Annotated in this window: 14 protein-coding genes and 2 pseudogenes; 4 read left to right on the top strand and 12 right to left on the bottom strand. The window is 58.4% G+C overall.

Going from position 1 to position 18892, the window contains the following annotated elements:
• Positions 1-158: 158 nt before the first annotated feature.
• The 9 genes and pseudogenes from P3C52_RS04770 to P3C52_RS04730 all read right to left on the bottom strand — a co-directional run bounded on the left by P3C52_RS04770 (position 159) and on the right by P3C52_RS04730 (position 9504).
• Positions 159-1274 carry a PQQ-dependent sugar dehydrogenase gene (locus tag P3C52_RS04770; RefSeq protein WP_275554053.1) on the bottom strand — a complete coding sequence of 372 codons (1116 nt, stop codon included), beginning with the start codon at positions 1272-1274 and terminating at the stop codon, positions 159-161.
• Positions 1275-1734: 460 nt separating this feature from the next.
• Positions 1735-2151: a lysozyme inhibitor LprI family protein gene (locus P3C52_RS04765; protein WP_275554052.1), complete on the bottom strand. Its 417-nt coding sequence runs from the start codon at positions 2149-2151 to the stop codon at positions 1735-1737.
• 46 nt (positions 2152-2197) lie between these two features.
• Positions 2198-2803, bottom strand: coding sequence for a Gfo/Idh/MocA family oxidoreductase (locus P3C52_RS04760; protein ID WP_275554051.1), 606 nt, complete (start codon positions 2801-2803; stop codon positions 2198-2200).
• Between the two features lie 39 nt (positions 2804-2842).
• On the bottom strand, positions 2843-3163 hold the full coding sequence (locus tag P3C52_RS04755; protein ID WP_275554050.1) for a Gfo/Idh/MocA family oxidoreductase: 321 nt from the start codon (positions 3161-3163) through the stop codon (positions 2843-2845).
• 55 nt (positions 3164-3218) lie between these two features.
• Positions 3219-4124, bottom strand: coding sequence for a glutathione ABC transporter permease GsiD (gsiD, locus tag P3C52_RS04750; protein WP_275554049.1), 906 nt, complete (start codon positions 4122-4124; stop codon positions 3219-3221).
• A gap of 9 nt (positions 4125-4133) precedes the next feature.
• Positions 4134-5054: a glutathione ABC transporter permease GsiC gene (gene gsiC, locus P3C52_RS04745; RefSeq protein ID WP_275554048.1), complete on the bottom strand. Its 921-nt coding sequence runs from the start codon at positions 5052-5054 to the stop codon at positions 4134-4136.
• 50 nt (positions 5055-5104) lie between these two features.
• Positions 5105-6642, bottom strand: a pseudogene (gene gsiB / locus P3C52_RS04740) (glutathione ABC transporter substrate-binding protein GsiB).
• A gap of 45 nt (positions 6643-6687) precedes the next feature.
• Entirely contained in the window at positions 6688-8538 is a 1851-nt protein-coding gene (locus tag P3C52_RS04735) for a dipeptide ABC transporter ATP-binding protein (protein ID WP_275554047.1), read from the bottom strand.
• Positions 8539-8547: 9 nt separating this feature from the next.
• Positions 8548-9504, bottom strand: a complete 957-nt coding sequence (locus P3C52_RS04730; RefSeq protein ID WP_275554046.1) for an isoaspartyl peptidase/L-asparaginase — start codon at positions 9502-9504, stop codon at positions 8548-8550.
• Between the two features lie 239 nt (positions 9505-9743).
• Here P3C52_RS04730 and moeA point away from each other — a divergent pair, with 239 nt between their 5' ends.
• From moeA to P3C52_RS04715, 3 genes are read left to right on the top strand one after another with little or no spacing between them, the layout of a single operon-like run.
• Positions 9744-10979: a molybdopterin molybdotransferase MoeA gene (moeA, locus tag P3C52_RS04725; RefSeq protein WP_275554045.1), complete on the top strand. Its 1236-nt coding sequence runs from the start codon at positions 9744-9746 to the stop codon at positions 10977-10979.
• A 1-nt stretch (position 10980) separates the two neighbouring features.
• A complete protein-coding gene (moeB, locus tag P3C52_RS04720; protein ID WP_275554044.1) occupies positions 10981-11748 on the top strand; it encodes a molybdopterin-synthase adenylyltransferase MoeB in 768 nt (255 codons plus the stop codon).
• A gap of 57 nt (positions 11749-11805) precedes the next feature.
• The gene (locus P3C52_RS04715) at positions 11806-13380 is read left to right on the top strand and encodes a GGDEF domain-containing protein (protein WP_275554043.1); all 1575 of its coding nucleotides are present in this window, start codon (positions 11806-11808) and stop codon (positions 13378-13380) included.
• Between the two features lie 165 nt (positions 13381-13545).
• On the opposite strand, the gene P3C52_RS04710 is transcribed toward P3C52_RS04715, so the two are convergent.
• Positions 13546-15138 carry an ABC-F family ATPase gene (locus P3C52_RS04710; protein ID WP_275554042.1) on the bottom strand — a complete coding sequence of 531 codons (1593 nt, stop codon included), beginning with the start codon at positions 15136-15138 and terminating at the stop codon, positions 13546-13548.
• Positions 15139-15343: 205 nt separating this feature from the next.
• A pseudogene (locus tag P3C52_RS04705) lies at positions 15344-16839 on the bottom strand (sugar porter family MFS transporter).
• A gap of 193 nt (positions 16840-17032) precedes the next feature.
• Here P3C52_RS04705 and P3C52_RS04700 point away from each other — a divergent pair.
• Positions 17033-17173: a hypothetical protein gene (locus tag P3C52_RS04700; protein WP_275554041.1), complete on the top strand. Its 141-nt coding sequence runs from the start codon at positions 17033-17035 to the stop codon at positions 17171-17173.
• A 176-nt stretch (positions 17174-17349) separates the two neighbouring features.
• Here P3C52_RS04700 and P3C52_RS04695 read toward each other — a convergent pair whose 3' ends face one another.
• The gene (locus tag P3C52_RS04695; RefSeq protein WP_275554040.1) at positions 17350-18891 is read right to left on the bottom strand and encodes an efflux transporter outer membrane subunit; all 1542 of its coding nucleotides are present in this window, start codon (positions 18889-18891) and stop codon (positions 17350-17352) included.
• Position 18892: the final 1 nt, after the last annotated feature.

Below are 18892 nucleotides of genomic sequence, written 5' to 3'. Positions count from 1 at the left end.
GGCTGTTGGCTGTTGGCTGTTGGCTGTTGGCTGTTGGCTGTTGGCTGTTGGCTGTTGGCTGTTGGCTACCCTAACAATGCCTGGGCAGCCAACACAACCGCATGCGCTTTCCCGTTCAACATGGCAGACGCCCAGGCAATCCAGCCCGATTCGCCTGCTCAGGGTTTCAGCCCTACTTTTAGCAGCTTGCCGTTGCTTTCATCGGTCAGCACATAGAGATAGCCGTCCGGCCCCTGGCGCACATCGCGAATGCGCGCGCCACGATCCTGTAACAGCCGTTCCTCCGCCACCACCTTGTCACCGTTAAGGGTTAACCGGATCAGATTCTTTTCCTTCAGCGCGCCGATAAACAGCGAGTTTTTCCACTCAGGAAAACGGTCGCCGTTATAAAATGCCATGCCGCTGATGGCAGGCGACGCTTTCCACCACCAGACCGGTTGCTCGGTGCCAGGCGCGGTACCGCCCTGCGACTCCGGCACCTTATCGCCGCTATAGTCGATGCCCCAGGTCGCCAGCGGCCAGCCATAGTTCTTCCCCTTTGCAGGAATATTCACTTCATCGCCGCCGCGCGGCCCGTGTTCGCTCTCCCAGATTTGCTGCGTCCAGGGGTTGAGCGCCAGGCCCTGCGGATTGCGCAATCCATAAGCCCAGATTTCCGGGCGCGCATTTTTGCGTCCGACGAAAGGGTTATCGTCCGGCACCGAACCATCTGCCCGCAGGCGAATCAGCTTGCCCGGCAGCTTATCCAGCTCCTGCGAGCTGCTGCTCCGGAAATTGTCGCCAAAGGCGATCCAGAGATAGCCCTGCCGGTCGAAAGCCAGACGTGTGCCAAGGTTAGCGCCGCTGGAGAGCTTCGGCTGCTGGCGCAGCACCACTTTAAAATCCTCCAGCTGGCGATTATCGTCGCTCAGCCTGCCGTAGCCGACCACCGCGCCCGCGCGCCCGTTGCTGTCCGCTTCGGTATAGCTGAGCCAGACGCGGCGGCTGTCGCTAAAATCGGGCGCCAGCGCCACATCCAGCAGGCCGCCCTGACGCTGGTTCCAGACGTCAGGCACGCCGCCAACGGGCGATGATAATCCCTTGCCGGGTTGCCACAGCCGCAGCGTGCCCGACCGTTCAGTCAGCAAAAGGGATTTGTTATCGGGTAAGAAAGCCAGCGACCAGGGATGATCAAGCCGATCCTGCAACTGCTCCACCGTGACCTGCGCGGCCTGCAGCGACGCCGAGAGCAGCAGCGCCCCGCTTAATGCTAAAGAGAGTAATCGACGAGTCATTATGCGCTCCTTCCAGAAAACCTTGCTTAAAGGTAGCAGCAATAACCAACAAGCACGGATTACGTGCAGCGCACTGGACGGATAAAAGATCAATACCGCTTACGATTTCGTCATTTTTTAACAACTCAGCAAGAAATCGGCGCCAGTTTTCTGGCATCTTTTGTGAGTTTTTTCACGCTTTAGCGCATAAAAGCGTCAAAAACTTGCTCGAACATCAAACCAAACTAATATTTCATCAGGCGTTAAAATTTAGATTTCCCTGGTGTTTGGCCCGTCTGCTGGCGGGCTATTTTTTTATCCCCCTATTTTTTCGCTACAAACCATTGAATTTGGGTAGCTCTCTTCATCCTGTCTGACAATTTGCCCTGATCACATTATCAACCCTAACCCGCCAATGGTTTAACAAAGCAAATTTAACAAATTATTCTTATCGCTTGTCGGCGAAGCGCGTTGAACGGCATCATTCCTGAGCCATAGCGAGATCGGTACTGGTACGTAGCCTGTAAAGATCGATCGCTTTATCCCGGATCACATTCATTTTGGTTTCCGCCGCGACCAGCGGCCAGACAGATCCCTGCTGCTGCTGATAAAAGCTGGCGATCGCCGTGTTATAGCTGTCGCGATACTGGATCCAGCTGCGCTGCGCCGCCTTAATAGTGCCGCGCACGCTCTCCGGCTGGCTGTTAATCAATAGTTGATACTGCTTATTCAGTTCGCCATCCCACTGCTGAATCGCGGCGCTATAGCAACGGGCATTATCCTGAGTGCTGTTGGCGTGCAGCTTACATTCCTGCAGCTGCATATCAATATTGTTACCTGGCTGCTGCGCCAGACACAGCGCGGGCAGCGCCAGTAAAAGTAACGGCGTCAGTTTCATCGATCACCTTTTATGGCTGACGCGCAAACGGCGTGCGCGTGAGAATTTATGGTTCAAAGGGAAAACGGATGCCCCAGCGTTGACGGATATCGGTCATCAACGCCACCACATCGTTGGTCAGATAATGCAGCGGATTGCCGCCTTCGATAGCATATTTCTCCAGCGCCAGAATCTCATACTGCAGGGCGCGTTCGGTTTCACTTGCCTCAAGCGTTTCTGTGCTGCCGTCCAGCCAGCTAATCTGCGCCAGCTGCGCGCGCGGGAAATTATCCACGGTAATAAAGCCTTTTTCACAGGCGATAATCCCGCGCTTCGGCATTTTGGCGCGAAACGCCAGCGAGATGGTGACCATTTCATCCTGCGCGTTTTGCAGCAGAATGCCGCACTGCTCATCCACGCCGGTAGTGAATTTGCTGACCGAGGTTAGCAACTGGTCAGGCTGCTCGCTAAGAAAGAAACGGGCGAAAGAGAGCGCGTAGGTGCCGATATCCAGCAGCGCGCCGCCGGCCAGTTCAGGATTGAAGAAACGGTTGGTGGCGTCCGCCTCTTTGACCGTGCCGAACGAGACCTGAATCATCTTCAGCTTGCCCAGCCTGCCGCTGGCAATCAGCGCTTTTAACTGATGAAACAGCGGCATATGGAAAATCGTCATCGCCTCAGCAACAATCAGATTTTTTCAGCCGCGAGCCGGTTAATCCTCCAGCTCGCGGCTGCTGACAGTAATCGCCTTCTCCACCAGCAGATGCTTGCCCTGCTCCAGCGCCTGTTTCATATAGGTGAAGTGGCTGGCATGAGGCGTCGAGATATAGACCGCATCAATTTGCGGATCGGCCAGCAGCGCGCTGAAATCATCAAAAACCCGTTCAATACCGTAGCGTTGCGCAAACGCCTCGCCCCTTTCCCGATTGCGGGCGCCGACCGCGTAAACCTGGCGCCCCAGCGCCTGTTGCGCGGCGGCAAACTGTTGCGCAATGGCGCCTGGCCCAATAATCGCCCATCTTAACGACTTCATTTTCTTCTCCTTTTATCAGGCGTGAAGGGTAAGTGTAGTCTGCAGGCCTGGGCTTTCAGGTTTTCAACTTCGGATCGAGCGCGTCACGCAGGCCATCGCCCAGCAGGTTAAAGGCCAGCACCGTCAGAAAAATCGCCAGGCTGGGGAAGATGGCGACATGCGGCGCCATTACCATATCGGCGCGCGCCTCATTCAGCATCGCGCCCCACTCCGGCGTTGGCGGCTGTGCGCCCAGGCCGAGGAATGACAGGCTGGCGGCAGTGATAATCGAGGTGCCGATACGCATGGTGAAATAGACCACAATCGACGAGACGGTGCCGGGCAGAATATGGCGCGCGATAATTGTCCAGTCAGAGGCGCCGATGCTGCGCGCCGATTCAATAAAGGTCTGATGCTTCAGCACCAGCGCATTGCCGCGCACCAGACGGGCAAAGGCGGGAATACTGAAAATCGCCACCGCCACCACCACGTTGGACATGCCGCTGCCCATGATCGCTACCACCGCAATCGCCAGCAGGATGCCGGGAAAGGCGAACAGCACATCGCAGATGCGCATAATGATGCGATCCCACCAGCCTTCATAAAAGCCCGCCAGCAGGCCAAGTACGGTGCCGATCGCTGCGCCGATGGCCACGGAAAAAAAGCCCGCCAGCAGCGAGATGCGGGTGCCAACCAGCACCCGACTAAATATATCGCGCCCCAGCGAATCGACGCCGAACCAGTGCATGGCGGACGGCCCTTCCGTCAGCCGGTCATAGTCAAAATAGTTTTCGGCATCAAAAGGGGCAATCCAGGGCGCTATCACCGCCAGCACGATCAGCGCCAGCACAAACAGGCCAGCGACCAACGCCACGTGCTGACGACGAAAGCGCTGCCAGAATTCGCGCCACGGCGTTCGTACCCCATCGTTACGCTGCAGGGGCATCGCTTTTAACGCCGCCTCGCGTCGCCAGTTTTTCATTGCTGCTCCTTATTTGTAACGAATGGCGGGGTTAATGGCGGCATAGAGCATATCCACAACCAGGTTGATCAAAATAAACTCCAGCGAAAACAGCAGAACTTCCGCCTGAATCACCGGGTAGTCGCGCATCTCCACCGAATCCACCAGCAGCCTTCCCAGGCCCGGCCAGTTAAATACCACCTCCACCACAATCGAGCCGCCCAGCAGAAAGCCGAACTGCAGGCCCATCATGGTCACCACCGGGATCATCGCGTTGCGCAGCCCATGCTTAATTAAAACCCGCGGCTCGCGTACCCCTTTAGCGCGCGCGGTGCGCATATAATCTTCCTGCATGACCTCAATAAACGAGGCGCGGGTAAAGCGCGCCATGATCGACGCCACCGCCGCGCCCAGCGTAATCGACGGCAGAATATAGTGCTGCCAGCTATCGGCGCCAACGGTCGGCAGCCAGCCCAGCTCGACGGAAAAGATCTGCATCAGCAGCATACCCAGCGCAAAGGCGGGAAAAGAGATGCCGGAAACCGCCAGCGTCATGCCGATGCGATCCGGCCAGCGGTTGCGCCAGACGGCGGAAACAATCCCGATCGCCATGCCCAGTATCACCGACCAGGCCATGCTGGTAAGCGTCAGCCAGAGCGTCGGCAGAAAGCGCGAGGCGATCTCTTCCGATACCGGCCTTCTGGAGACCATCGAGGTACCGAAATCCCCTTGCAGCGCGTTAAATATAAAATGCAGAAACTGCTGCGGCAGCGGCCGATCCAGTCCCAGCTCCTGGCGCACCAGCTCAACGACTTTCGCATCCGCTTCCGGCCCGGCGATCAGCCGCGCCGGATCGCCCGGCAGCAGATGGACAAACAGAAAGACCAGCACCGCCACAATCAGCAGCGTCGGGATCAATCCCAACAGACGTTTCAGGAAATAGTTCAGCATGCGTTTCCCTGCGTCGCGGCCGCCAGCCTGCACGGCTGGCGGCGCGGACATTACTTCAGATCGGCTTCATCAAAATTAAAAGAGGTGTCCGGCATCATATAAAAACCGCTCAGCGATTTGGTATGCGCCGACACCAGCTTCTCCACTACCAGCGGCGCCCAGGGACGATCGTTCCAGATACGATCCTGCGCATCTTTATAGAGCTGCGCCTTTTTCGCACTGTCGGTGGTTTTCAGCGCGTCGGTCAGGTCTTTATCCACCTGTTCGTTGCTGTAAAAAGCGGTATTAAAGATCGCGGGCGGCCAGGAGGCGGTAGCGAACAGCGGCGTCAGCGCCCAGTCCGCTTCGCCGGTGGAGGCGGACCAGCCGGTGTAGAACATGCGCACGCCACTCTCTTTCTGCCCTTTGCCCTCTACTTCCGCCGCGCGCTGTCCGGCATCCATCGCCGTCACCTTCACCTTAATGCCGACCTGTGCCAGCTGTTGCTGGGTGAACTGCAGAACTTTCTGCGCGGTGCTGTGGTTATGGGAAGACCAGAGCGTGGTGCTGAAGCCGTTGGGGAAGCCTGCCTCTTTCAGCAGTTCGCGCGCCTTCGCCGGATTGTATTCAATTGCCGGGTAGCTTTGCGCGTAAGCAATTGACGGCGGCACGATGCCGGTAGCAGGCGTGGCGTAACCGGCGAAAGCAACCTTGACCAGCGCCTGGCGGTTAATAGCGTAATTAATCGCCTCGCGCACTTTCGGGTTATCAAACGGCTTCTGCGTCACGTTAAAGCTGATATAGCGCTGCATAATCGACGGCGTGCTGACTAAATCAAGCTTGCTGTTTTTCTCCAGCAGCTTCGCCTGCTCGTAAGGGATCGGGAAAGCAAAGTTGGCCTCGCCGGTTTTCAGCATTGCCGCGCGCGTGTTGTTATCGACAATTGGCCGCCAGGTGATGCTGTCGAGCTTCGGATAGCCTTTTTTCCAGTAGCCGTCCCATTTTTTCACCTTCACAAAATCGGTCTGATTCCAGGTGACAAATTCATAAGGGCCGGTGCCGACCGGATGGAAACCGATCTCTTTGCCATATTTTTTCAACGCGGTCGGCGAGATCATCGCCGCCGCCGGATGGGCGAGAATATTGATAAAGGCGGAGAACGGCTGCTTCAGCGTAATCTTCACCGTGGTTGGATCAATCACTTCGGTGGTGGCGATACTTTTGAACAGGTTATAGCGCTTCAGGTGGTTATCCTCATCGCTGGCGCGATCGAGATTGACCTTTACCGCTTCGGCGTTGAAATCGGTGCCGTCCTGAAATTTAATGCCGGCGCGCAGCTTGATGGTCCAGGTCAGGCCGTCCGGGCTCGCCTGATAGCTTTCCGCCAGCACGTTCACCAGCTTCATATCTTTATCAAAGCCGAACAGCCCCTGATAGAACGATTTCGCCACCGCCTGCGACAGCGTGTCGTTGGCATCATAGGGATCGAGCGTGGTGAAGTTCGAGCCGACGGCAATTACCGCATCCTTCGCCGCCCATGCCGGTACGGCGGCAAACTGCCAAGCAGCCCGGCGGTTAACAGCCATCTGCGGGTGGTTTGAGTGGTCATAGTATTCTCCTGTAATCCCTGTCTGAGTTATGCAAACCAGGCGGCTCAGGCGCCGCTGATGGTGTGTTTTGCCACGTAATGGTCAGCACCGACTTTAACCAGCGGCGCCACTGCAGGTTCATCGCCCGGCGCGCGCAGCGGGCTGGGCAGCTCATCCACCAGCAGCGCCCGCTCGCGTCGCCGGCGTCCCGGATCGGCCACCGGCACCGCAGACATCAGTTTGCGCGTATAGGAATGCTGCGGATTTTCAAAGATCGCCTGCCGTGGGCCGATTTCAACAATCTGCCCCATGTACATCACCGCCACGCGATGGCTGATGCGTTCAACCACCGCCATATCGTGGGAAATAAACAGAAAGGCGATGCCAAACTCGCGCTGCAAGTCGAGCATCAAATTGACGATCTGCGCCTGGATAGAGACATCCAGCGCCGACACCGATTCGTCGGCAATCACCACCTTCGGATTGAGCGCCAGCGCGCGGGCGATACAGATGCGCTGGCGTTGCCCGCCGGAAAACTCGTGCGGATAACGCCGGGCATGTTCCGGCAGCAGGCCCACCTTCTCCAGCAGCCAGGCGACGCGCTGCTCCGCTGCGGCGCGCGACATCACCTTGTGGATCAGCAGCGGCTCCATAATCGAAAAACCGACCGTCAGCCGCGGATCGAGCGAGGCGTAGGGATCCTGAAAAATAAACTGAATATCGCGCCGCAGATGCGCCAGCTGATGCGGCTTCAGCCGATCGATACGCTGGCCGTTGAAGGTGATGCTGCCCCGGCTCTCTACCAGCCGCAGCAGCGAGCGGCCGGTGGTTGATTTGCCGCAGCCCGATTCGCCGACCAATGCCAGCGTCTCTCCGGCGTGCAGATCGAAACTCACCTTCTCCACGGCGTGAACGCGCCATTTCACGCGGTTCAGCAGGCCAGCGCGAATATCAAAGCGGGTAACCAGATCGCGCACCTGCAAAATGGGCGCTTCCTGCTGCTTTACCGTATCCTCCAGCGTTTCGCTGCTTTCCTCTTCGCCCGGCAGCGGAAATTTGCGCGGCAGCGGCTGGCCGTGCATCGCGCCCAGGCGCGGCACCGCCGCCAGCAGGGCGCGCGTGTAATCCTGCTGCGGCGCGCGGAACAGCGTGGCGGTATCATTACTTTCCACTACGGCGCCGCGGTACATCACCTGAACCCGATCGGCCATTTCCGCCACCACACCCATATCATGGGTGATAAAAATCACCCCCATCGCCATCTCTTTCTGCAACACGCGGATCAGCTGCAGGATTTGCGCCTGAATAGTGACATCCAGCGCAGTGGTCGGCTCGTCGGCAATCAACAGCGCCGGACGGCAGGAGAGCGCCATTGCAATCATCACGCGCTGGCGCATGCCGCCGGAAAGCTGATGGGGAAAACGGGTCATCACGTTTTGCGCTTCGGGAATGCGCACCAGATCGAGCATGCGCCGAGCCTCTGCCAGCGCCTGCTGGTGGCTTTTGCCCTGATGCAGCCGCACCGACTCGGCAATCTGTTCGCCCACCGTAAAGACCGGATTGAGCGAGGTCATCGGCTCCTGAAAGATCATCGCCATATCGGCGCCGCGAATAGCGCGCATCTGCGACTGCGGCAGCCGCGCCAGATCCACCAGCGAATTATCACGCCGCCGCAGCCACAGCTCCCCGCTGTCGAGACGGCCGCCGCTCTGTTCGATCAGGCGCATCAATGCCAGCGAGGTGACCGATTTTCCCGATCCCGATTCGCCCACCAGCGCCAGGGTTTCGCCGCGCCGCACGTCGAGGGAGAGCTGGCGCACCGCCTGGGTGACCTGCCCCTGTTGATGAAAACTGACGCTGAGATCGCGTACCGCCAGCACGCTATCGTCGGCAAGTGAAAAAGCAGAGTGCTGCATACTGGCTCCTCAGGATCCCCGGTAGATGTTCACCACCGGGCTGGCGCCCAGCCAGCCGTAGCCGCGATACATGCCTTCGGTATTAAACGGCAGCGCGATGTTGCCGTCGGCATCAATGGCGATCAGGCCACCGCTGCCGCCCAGCGCCGGAATTTTTTCGAAGATTACGCGATCGGCGGCCTGCGGCAGCGTAAGGCCGCCATATTCCATCAGCGCGGCAACGTCATACGCCGCCTGGGTGCGGATAAAGGTTTCGCCAGTGCCGGTGCAGGAGACCGCCACACGACCGTTGCTGAAACAGCCCGCGCCCGGCAGCGGCGAATCGCCGACGCGCCCGACCTGTTTATTGGTCATGCCGCCGGTGGAGGTTGCGGCGGCAAGGTGACCCGCGCTATCGATTGCCACAGCGCCAACCGTTCCCAGTTTGCGATCGTTATCCAGCGGCGCGTTTTCCTGCGCCGCGCCGTCGTGATCCAACAGGGTTTGCTGTATGGCCTGCGCGCGTTGCAGCTGCTGCCAGCGCGCCTCGGTAGAGAAGTAATCCGCCGCCACCGGCTCCAGCCCGTGATCCATGGCAAACTGCTCCGCGCCCGCGCCGATCATCAGCACATGCGGGCTTTTTTCCAACACCGCCCGCGCTGCCAGAATTGGATGACGAATATGCGATACGCCCGCCACCGCGCCCGCATCCTGAGTGATACCATCCATGATGCAGGCGTCCAGCTCATGCGTGCCCGCATGGGTAAAAACGCTGCCTTTACCGGCATTAAATAGCGGACAGGCCTCCAGCAAACGCACCGCCTCGGTTACTGCATCCAGCGCGCTGCCGCCTGCGGCGAGGATCGTCTGTCCGCTGGCGACGATGTCGCGCAGTGCCTGTAAATAGTGCTGTTCCTGCTCCGCGCTCAGCGCCGCGCGAGCAATCGCGCCCGCGCCGCCGTGAATGGCAATGGCTGCTCTGCTCATTCGTTTTTACCCTGTGTTCTGAATCTGCCGGAAACGGCTAAATTGATGTGATGTTATGATTTTTCGGCAAATTTTGACTATAGGTAGCAGCAGGGGCGATGTAAAGCGCAAAGCCGAAGAAGGTTTAATAACAAAGCGTTATATCTCATAACCAAATTATCTTCCGGCGCAGGCAAGGTGATCGTTACGGCATTTCGCGCCATAATAGGCGCTATCTGAGGTATCTGGCCGGAGGCCAAATGGAAAGTTTTACTGCGGGATTAATCTCCCTTGAAGAAGCTCTGCAGAAAATGCTGGCGCAGCTCTCGCCGCTTACCGAGCGCGAAACCCTGTCTGTTTTTACTGCGGCTGGCCGCGTGACCGCCGCGCCGGTGATCTCGCCGCTGAACGTGCCGCCATTTGATAACTCGGCGATGGATGGTTATGCCGTGCGTCTGGCCGATCTCGCCAGCGGCGATGCGCTGCCGGTAGCGGGCAAAGCCTTTGCGGGCGCCCCCTTTACCGGTGAATGGCCCGCTGGCAGCTGCATTCGCATTATGACCGGCGCGCCGGTGCCGGACGGTGCCGAGGCGGTGGTGATGCAGGAACAGACCGAGGCCGACGGCGAACGCATCCGCTTTACCGCTGAAGTGCGCGCGGGGCAGAACATCCGGCGCGTCGGCGAAGATATTTGCCAGGGCGCCAGCGTACTGGCGGCGGGCGTGCGCCTGGGCGCGGCGGAGCTGCCACTGATCGCCTCGCTGGGCATCGGCGAGGTCGAGGTGGTGCGTCGCCTGCGCGTTGCGGTGTTCTCAACCGGCGATGAGCTGCAACCGGTGGGCGAACCGCTGGCGGCGGGCCAGATTTATGATACTAACCGCTTCGCCGTGCGGCTGATGCTGGAGCAGCTCGGCTGTGAGGTGATCGATCTTGGCATTATCCGCGACGATCCGCAGGCGCTACGCGCCGCCTTTGTGCGCGCCGATCGCGAGGCGGATGTGGTGATCAGCAGCGGCGGCGTCTCGGTAGGCGAAGCAGATTACACCAAAGCGATGCTGGACGAACTGGGCGCCATTACTTTCTGGAAGCTGGCGATTAAACCCGGCAAACCTTTCGCCTTTGGTCGTCTGAGCAACAGCTGGTTCTGCGGGCTGCCGGGCAATCCGGTTTCCGCCGCCCTCACCTTTTATCAGCTGGTGCAGCCGCTGCTGGCGAAGCTGAGCGGACAACAGCGCCCTGCTCTGCCGCCGCGTCAGCGCGCACGCGCCGTCACGCGCCTGAAGAAAACCCCTGGACGCCTCGACTTCCAGCGCGGCCTCTTTAGCCGCGGCGATGACGGCGAGCTGCAGGTCGCCAGCACTGGCCATCAGGGTTCGCATGTCTTTAGCTCATTTAGCCAGGCCAACTGCTTTATCGTGCTGGAGCGCGAACGCGGCAACGTCGAAGCGGGCGAATGGGTAGAGATCGAGCCGTTTAACGCGCTGCTGGGAGGCTGACATGCTGCCGGAGCTGAGCGATAACGAAACGCTGCGTTATAATCGGCAGATTGTGCTGCACGGCTTTGATTTCGACGGTCAGGAAAGGCTGAAGGCCGCCAGCGCGCTGGTGGTCGGGCTGGGCGGGCTGGGCTGTGCCGCCGCGCCTTATCTCGCCTCGGCGGGCGTCGGCACGCTGACGCTGCTCGATTTTGATACCGTCTCCCTGTCGAACCTGCAACGTCAGGTGCTGCACAGCGATGCGGAGATCGGCGAGCCGAAAGTGGAATCAGCCCGGCGGCGGCTGGCGCAGATCAATCCGCTGATCGCGCTGCACACCGTTAACGCGCAGCTGGACGACGCGGCGCTGGATGCGCTGGTGGCGCAGCATCAGGTGGTGCTGGATTGCAGCGATAACGTGGCGACGCGCGAACAGCTTAATCGCCTTTGCCGTCAGCGCCGTATTCCGCTGGTTTCCGGCGCGGCGATTCGCATGGAAGGCCAGATCAGCGTGTTTAGCTGGCAGGATGACAGTCAGCCCTGCTACCGCTGTATCAGTCGTCTGTTCGGCAGCGATACCCTGAGCTGCGTGGAGGCGGGCGTGATGGCACCGCTGGTGGGCGTCATCGGCTCGCTGCAGGCAATGGAGGCGATTCGCCTGCTGACGCGTTACGGTGCGTCGGTGGCGGGAAAACTGCTGATGTATGATGCGATGACGCTACAGTTCCGCGAAATGAAGGTTGCAAAGGATCCCGCCTGTGAGGTGTGCGGCAGTGCGGCCTGTGGCTGACGTTACTGGCGGCTCAGCCGTTTCCTTATCTATAGTTGAAAGATGGATAACGGAAAAGTGACGCCCTCCCAGGTGAGCGATAAGACAGGCAGCGACAGTAGCGTGGCAAAACCCGTACTGCGCCAGATGATGCTGCTGTTTCTGGTGGTCATCAGCGGCGCGGTTATCGCCATTAACGGCTGGACACTGTGGAATAGCTGGCAGCGAACCCTGCATCTGAGCGAAGAAAACGCCCGTAACCTCTCGGTATCGCTGTCGCGGCAGGCGGAAGATACTTTTCTGCAAATCGATCTGACCCTGCAGGATGTCCGCGACCGCATTAATGAAGGCGGCATCCAGAGCAACCTGCAGCAGCTGCTGCAGGCGCGCAAAGCGGCGTTGCCCACGCTCGACAGCATCGTCATCTATAACACTGACGGTTACGTCACGCTCTCCTCTTTCACCACACCACTGCCAAAAACCAACAGTGCGGATCGCGAATATTTCCGTTTCCATCAACGTTCCGAAGAGAGCGGTCTGCATATTGGCGATGTGATTCGTAGCCGTATCAGCGGCAATATGGTGATTCCGGTTTCCGCCAGGTTAAACAATCCCGACGGCAGCTTTGGCGGTGTGGTGATGGCCTCTATTCGTCTCGATTACTTTCGCCAGGTTTATGATTACTACAATCTGGGCGACCGCGATTTAATGGCGCTGATGAAGGCGGACGGTAATCTGGTTTATATCCGGCCCTACAGCGAGGCGCTGATTAACCAGAATATTTCCCTAAGCCCGCTGTTTACCCAGCTGTTAAAAACCACCGCCAGCGGCGCGGCGATCTATCGCGCGGCGGTAGATGGCAGGCCACGCATTTTTGGCTATGCCAGCCTGAAAAATTATCCGCTGGTGGTCACCGCCGGCTACGATCTGCAGGAGATCCGACAGGCGTGGATCGCCGATTCTATCGGCTTTGTGCTGCTGAACCTGGTGCTGCTGGGGCTGCTGTTCCTGCTGGGATTTATCGTTTTGCATCATATTCAGCTCAATTTGCGTAATCAGCTGGAGTTGACGGCGGTGCGCGACCAGCTGACCAATATGAATCGCACGTTGCAGGGGCTGGCGCTGGTGGACGGGCTAACCGGGCTGGCAAACCGTCGGCAGCTTGACTGGTTTTTACCCAGGGCGATGGAGCGGGCGGTGAAGCTGCGTTCGCCGCTGACAATTTTATTGATCGATGTCGATTCCTTTAAAGCCTATAACGACAGCAACGGCCATCTGGCTGGCGATGAATGTCTGCGGCGCATCGCGGAGTGTCTGAAGCGACTGCCGAACCATAGCGAAGATTTGGTCGCCCGTTACGGCGGCGAGGAGTTTATGGTGGTGCTGGCGGATAAAACGCAGCCGGAGGCACATCTGTATGCGCTGCAGGCGGTACGCGCCGTCGCGGATTTAGCCTTGCCGCATGAACAGAGCAGCGTGGCGGAAAAGATTGTGACTATCAGTATTGGTATGCACTGGCAGCCGCGCGTGTTTGCCGGTGCGTCACCGTCAGAATTTATCGATCGGGCGGATGCCGCGCTCTATCAGGCAAAAGATCGGGGGAAAAATCAGGTGTGGGTCAGCAATATGCCGCCGTCGATAGCGACAGATTAAGGCCGCCGAAACGGCGGCCTTGTTACTGGCGTCAGCTGTACGCCTGAGCTTATTACTGCGTCTCTTTGCTGCTTACTGCACAGCTTAGCTGTTACTGCGCCTTTGCTGCTTACTGCCCAGCTTAGCTGTTACTGCGTCTTTGCTGCTTACTGCCCAGCTTAGCTATTACTGCACGCCCTTGCTGAGCAGGTAATCTTCATAGCTGCCGCTGAAGTCGATCACTTTCTCCGGCGTAATTTCCAGCACGCGCGTCGCCAGCGAGCTGACAAACTCACGGTCGTGCGAGACGAAAATCAGCGTGCCCGGATACATCTCCAGCGCCATATTCAACGACTCGATCGATTCCATATCCAGGTGGTTGGTCGGCTCATCCATAATCAAAATATTCGGACGTTCCATCATCAGCTTGCCGAACAGCATACGGCCCTTCTCACCACCGGACAGTACCTTCGCCGGCTTTTTAATCTCATCCTGGCTGAACAGCAGACGACCCAGCACGCTGCGCACCGCCTGCTCATCGTCGCCTTCCTGTTTCCACTGGCTCATCCAGTCAAAGACGCTGAGATCGTTATCAAACTCTTCCGCGTGATCTTGGGCGTAATAGCCGATACGGACGTTTTCAGACCATTTCACCGTGCCGTTATCCGGCTGCAAATCGCCCACCAGCGTTTTCAGCAGCGTCGTTTTACCCACGCCGTTAGTACCCAGCACCGCCAGCTTTTCGCCCACTTCCAGCAGCAGGTTCAAATCGCGGAACAGCGGGCCGTTATCAAAGCCTTTGGTCAGCGCTTCTACTTCCAGCGCGTTGCGGAACAGCTTTTTATCCTGCTCGAAGCGGATGAACGGGTTCTGACGGCTGGAGGCTTTTACCTCGTCCAGCTTGATTTTATCGATCTGTTTGGCACGGGAGGTCGCCTGGCGCGATTTAGAAGCGTTGGCGCTGAAGCGGCTGACGAACGATTGCAGTTCGGCAATCTGCGCCTTTTTCTTGGCGTTGTCAGCCAGCAGACGCTCGCGCGCCTGGGTCGCGGCAGTCATATATTCGTCGTAGTTGCCCGGATAGATGCGCAGCTCGCCGTAATCCAGATCCGCCATATGCGTACAGACCATATTCAGGAAGTGACGGTCGTGCGAAATGATGATCATGGTGCTGTTGCGATCGTTCAGCACCTGTTCCAGCCAGCGAATGGTATCGATGTCCAGGTTGTTGGTCGGTTCATCCAGCAGCAGAATGTCAGGATTAGAGAACAGCGCCTGCGCCAGCAGCACGCGCAGCTTCCATCCCGGTGCTACTTCGCTCATCAGACCGTAATGCTGCTCCAGCGGAATGCCCACGCCCAGCAGCAGTTCACCAGCGCGCGCTTCGGCGGTGTAACCATCCATTTCGCCATACTGCACTTCCAGATCGGCGACTTTATAGCCATCTTCTTCGCTCATTTCCGGCAGCGCATAGATGCGGTCACGTTCCTGTTTGACCTGCCACAGCTCATCGTGCCCCATAATCACCGTATCCAGCACGCTGAATTTCTCAAACGCGAACTGGTCCTGGCGCAGCTTACCGATACGCTCATTAGGGTCACAGGAGACGTTGCCGGCGGTGGGCATCAGATCGCCGCCGAGGATCTTCATAAAGGTTGATTTGCCGCTGCCGTTAGCGCCGATCAGACCGTAACGGTTGCCGCCGCCAAACTTAACGGAGATATTTTCAAACAGCGGTTTGCTGCCAAACTGCATGGTAACGTTGCTGGAAACTAGCACAGGGATTGCCTTACTTAAGCGGGGGAATGTCCCGTCACGCTTCGCGCTGCAGCTGCGTTAACTGCGTCCGCCTCAGCCGTAGCTTCAGAGAATACGTCAGCGTTACCGCTTCGCTGTGGCGCGAATTATTCCGGGATAACGAAATTTGGCGGGCATTGTGCCATAAAAAAAGGCTGGCGAATACCGCCAGCCCTGGGTAACGGCGTTAACCGCCGTGGTGTTCGACTTTGCGTTTCAGCGGTGCCGGCAGCGGCGGGGGTTCGCGGTGCCGCGACAGCCAGTCGCGCAGATAGTGTTCAATTTGCTCCAGGCTGCGATTGCGCGTTTCCGGGATGCAGTTCAGTACGAAAATCGCCCGCCGATGCCGATGGCGCCAAAGATAAAGAAGGCGCCCGACAACCCTACCGAGGCCAGCATTATCGGGAACATCAGCGAAATAAGGAAGTTGGCGATCCACATGGCAAAAACGGCGCCGCCCATAAAAATACCGCGCAGGCGCGTCGGGAAAATTTCCGACAGCAGCAGCCAGGTAACCGGCGAGAGCGCGCCCTGCTGGAAACAGAGGAACATCAGCATACCGAGCAGCACCATATAGCTGCGCAGCATATCGGGCTGTCCGTTAATGGTTTCCGGCATCAGCCAACTTACCGCGCCGATAAAGAACAGGCAGGCAGTGCAGCCGAACTGCCCGATCATGGTCATGGTGCGACGGCCGATTTTACCCAGCAGCCAGATGCCGACAAAGGTCATCAGCACCGAGATAGCGCCATTGGCGATGGTAGCGAACAGCGCGGCACTGTTGCTCATACCGACGTTGGTCAGCACCGTCGGCGCATAATACATAATGGTGTTAACGCCGGTCAGCTGCTGGATAACCGCCACGCCGATGCCGATCAGAAACAGTTTAAACAGCCAGGGCTTTTTCAACTCGCGCAGGCGCGGCTTGCCCTGGTTTTCCTGCTCCTGCAGGGTTTCTTCGATCTCGGTCAGCTCCCACTCGACATCATCTTTAGCGCGGGTGCGCTCCAGCACGCGACGCGCGTCGGCCAGCCGCCCTTTCATTGCATACCAGCGCGGCGTATCGGGCATAAACATCATGCCGAACCACAGCAGCACCGCCGGTAGCGTGGCGATCGCCAGCATCCAGCGCCAGGTGTCTTCCCCGCCCCAGACGGCATTAAACGAGGCGTTGGAAATGTAGGCCAGCATCTGACCAGAGACGATCATCAGCTCCTGCAGCGTAACCAGCTGCCCACGTTTATTGGCCGGTGCGATTTCCGCAATATAAACCGGCACCGTGGCCGCCGCGCCGCCGACCGCCACGCCCAGCACCACGCGGAAAAAGACCATCCAGTGAACGTCCGGCGCCAGCGAGGTGCCCAGCGCGCCCAGCGCAAAAATAATCGCCAGCACCAGAATGATTTTCCGGCGTCCGGCGGACGAAGCGAAATGACCGGCCAGCAGCGCACCGAAGGCGGCACCGAACAGCAGCGAGCTGGTCACCAGGCCGGTGGTAAAAGGCGTGAGGTGCAGTTCGTCGCCCATGAACAGCAGTGCGCCGGAAATAACGCCGGTATCGTAGCCAAACAGCAATCCGCCCAGCGTGGCGATCACGGCGATCACTTTAACGAAGGGTTCGGCGGGCGTGCTGCTGTTTGGCCCTGAGGCTTTGCTCAGCGTGAGGTATTGTTCTTTTGGCATGATAACTCCAGCAACCTGGTTGAAGAGGAAATCTGACCTGTGCCTTAGCGGTATGGCACAAACCTGTCACAGCACAACATAGTTTATTTTTTTCATTTCAATGAATAGTGAAATATCAATTTTGCGGCAGTGGTCATACTCTTCTGCCTGAAGGCCGACGCAGGTCACACTATTTCCTTTGTAAGGTTGTTAAATGGTGAAAAAAACGTTTATTGCCGTTGGCGGCACGCGTTTCGCTATCGAGCAGAAAGGAAATATTTATTTTGAAATCGATAAAAACAGAGAGAACGTGCAGAAACCGGTTTTAACGGCACAGGCCAGCAAACCGGTTTAGCAGAGCCGCGCTAAGCGGTAAAAACGCATAAACAATGCCGGAACCGTGGCGGTCGCCGTACCTTTTCAGGCGCAGAAAGCATGGAAAAGAGAACAGACAACGGATGAGGAGGTAAAAGAAATGGCGAAGCGCTAATAAGCCGCCAGGCCAGGCCTGACGGCATGAAGTAAGAACGACTAACTGGCGGGCGTCGCCGGGCCGAAAACGTTAAACTCAGGCAGCGGAACGTTTTGATAATTCTCCCAGCCGCCGCCCAGCGCTTTATACAGCGCCACCAGATCGAGGCTGCTCTGCACCCGCGCCTGTTCCGCCTGCTGTTTCGCCTGCGCCAGCTGACGCTGCGCATCCAGCACATCCAGAAAGGTAGAGAGGCCTTTTCTGTAACTGTCGCTGGCTAAATCAAAACTGCTCTGCAGCGCGCTGACGGTTTCATCCATTTGCGTCACCCGTTCCTGATCGGTGCGGTAGCTAACCAGCGCGTTCTCCACATCCTGCAGCGCGGTAAGCACCGTTTGTCGATAGTTTAACGCTGAGTTCGCCTGCTGCGCGCGCGACAGTTTTACGCTGGAAACCAGCCGACCGCCCTGAAAAATGGGGATGGAAAGCGACGGGCCGTAGCTGTAAAAATGGCTGCTCCAGTTATCAAGATAGTCCGCATCGGTGTTGCGCACCCCTATCTGACCGGTTAGCGAGAGACTGGGGAACAGCTGGGCGACCGACACGCCGATGTTCGCGGTGGCGGCATGCAGATTCGCCTCTGCCTGTCGAATATCGGGACGACGGCGCGCCAACGTGGACGGAATGCCTACCGGGACGGCGGCGGGTAGCGCAGGCAGCGCTTTTTCCGTCATTAATTCATTATCCAGCGCGCCGGGCGGCTTGCCGAGCAGCACCGCCAGGCCATTCATCGCCTGGCGCGTTTGCGCCTGATACTGCGGCAGCTGAGCGCGCAACGAGCTGAGTTGTGCCCGCGCGTTTTCCACATCCAGCTGCGGCGCCAGGCCGTTACGCTGCTGGCTTTGCGTCAGCTCCAGCGTCTGCTGCGCAACCTCAATCTGAGTTTGCAGCGTTCGGGTGATCGACTGCGCGCCACGCAGCTGTAGATAAGCGCGCGCCACTTCGGCCTCCAGCGATACCAGCGCATCATTACGGCTTTCGAGCGATTCCTGCTGCTGCGCATCCGCCGCTTCCACCTGACGGCGTACTTTGCCCCATAAATCCAGCTCCCAGGAGGCATCGAAGCTGCCCTGATAGAGACTTACCGGCTGCGTCAGGCTATCGAGCGAGGAGCGCAACTCTGGCGCATTCTGATCCAGCTGGCTGTAAACGCCGTTCGATTCCAGCATACCTTTCGCGCCCAGCTGCTGCTTCTGCGCGGAAGCGCTGCCGTTAATCGAAGGAAACAGCCCGCCACGCGCCTGCGACAGCTGTTCGCGCGCGCCGGCAATGCGCAAGACCGCCTGTTGCAGCGACAGGTTGCCGGCGATAGCACGGTCAATCAGGCTGTTCAGCTGCGGATCGTTAAAGCTTTTCCACCAGTCTGGATTAATGGCGCTGGCCTGCGGCTTCGAAGCGGCCTGTGAAGGCAGATCGCGCCAGCTGGCGGGTGTTTGCGCCTGCGGCGGCTGGTAATCGGGGCCAACTGCGCAGCCCGCCAGCAGCAGAGATAAAGCCAGTAACGTCGGACGCGCGCGCATTATCCGCTTATTAACGTTCATG

Origin of the sequence: Mixta sp. Marseille-Q2659, assembly GCF_940807255.1 — a bacterium.
Taxonomy (GTDB): Bacteria; Pseudomonadota; Gammaproteobacteria; order Enterobacterales; family Enterobacteriaceae; genus Mixta.
The sequence above is the reverse complement of the archived record's forward strand: the minus strand, read 5'-3'. Positions and strand labels throughout refer to the sequence as shown.

Bases quoted from the DNA above. Each gene is read 5' to 3' on its own strand.
- P3C52_RS04730 (WP_275554046.1), bottom strand. From the start codon at position 9,504: ATGAGCAGAGCAGCCATTGCCATTCACGGCGGCGCGGGCGCGATTGCT.
- P3C52_RS04735 (WP_275554047.1), bottom strand. From the start codon at position 8,538: ATGCAGCACTCTGCTTTTTCACTTGCCGACGATAGCGTGCTGGCGGTA.
- P3C52_RS04755 (WP_275554050.1), bottom strand. From the start codon at position 3,163: ATGAAGTCGTTAAGATGGGCGATTATTGGGCCAGGCGCCATTGCGCAA.
- gsiD (WP_275554049.1), bottom strand. From the start codon at position 4,124: ATGAAAAACTGGCGACGCGAGGCGGCGTTAAAAGCGATGCCCCTGCAG.
- P3C52_RS04700 (WP_275554041.1), top strand. From the start codon at position 17,033: ATGGTGAAAAAAACGTTTATTGCCGTTGGCGGCACGCGTTTCGCTATC.
- P3C52_RS04695 (WP_275554040.1), bottom strand. From the start codon at position 18,891: ATGAACGTTAATAAGCGGATAATGCGCGCGCGTCCGACGTTACTGGCT.
- moeA (WP_275554045.1), top strand. From the start codon at position 9,744: ATGGAAAGTTTTACTGCGGGATTAATCTCCCTTGAAGAAGCTCTGCAG.
- moeB (WP_275554044.1), top strand. From the start codon at position 10,981: ATGCTGCCGGAGCTGAGCGATAACGAAACGCTGCGTTATAATCGGCAG.
- gsiC (WP_275554048.1), bottom strand. From the start codon at position 5,054: ATGCTGAACTATTTCCTGAAACGTCTGTTGGGATTGATCCCGACGCTG.
- P3C52_RS04765 (WP_275554052.1), bottom strand. From the start codon at position 2,151: ATGAAACTGACGCCGTTACTTTTACTGGCGCTGCCCGCGCTGTGTCTG.
- P3C52_RS04770 (WP_275554053.1), bottom strand. From the start codon at position 1,274: ATGACTCGTCGATTACTCTCTTTAGCATTAAGCGGGGCGCTGCTGCTC.
- P3C52_RS04760 (WP_275554051.1), bottom strand. From the start codon at position 2,803: ATGACGATTTTCCATATGCCGCTGTTTCATCAGTTAAAAGCGCTGATT.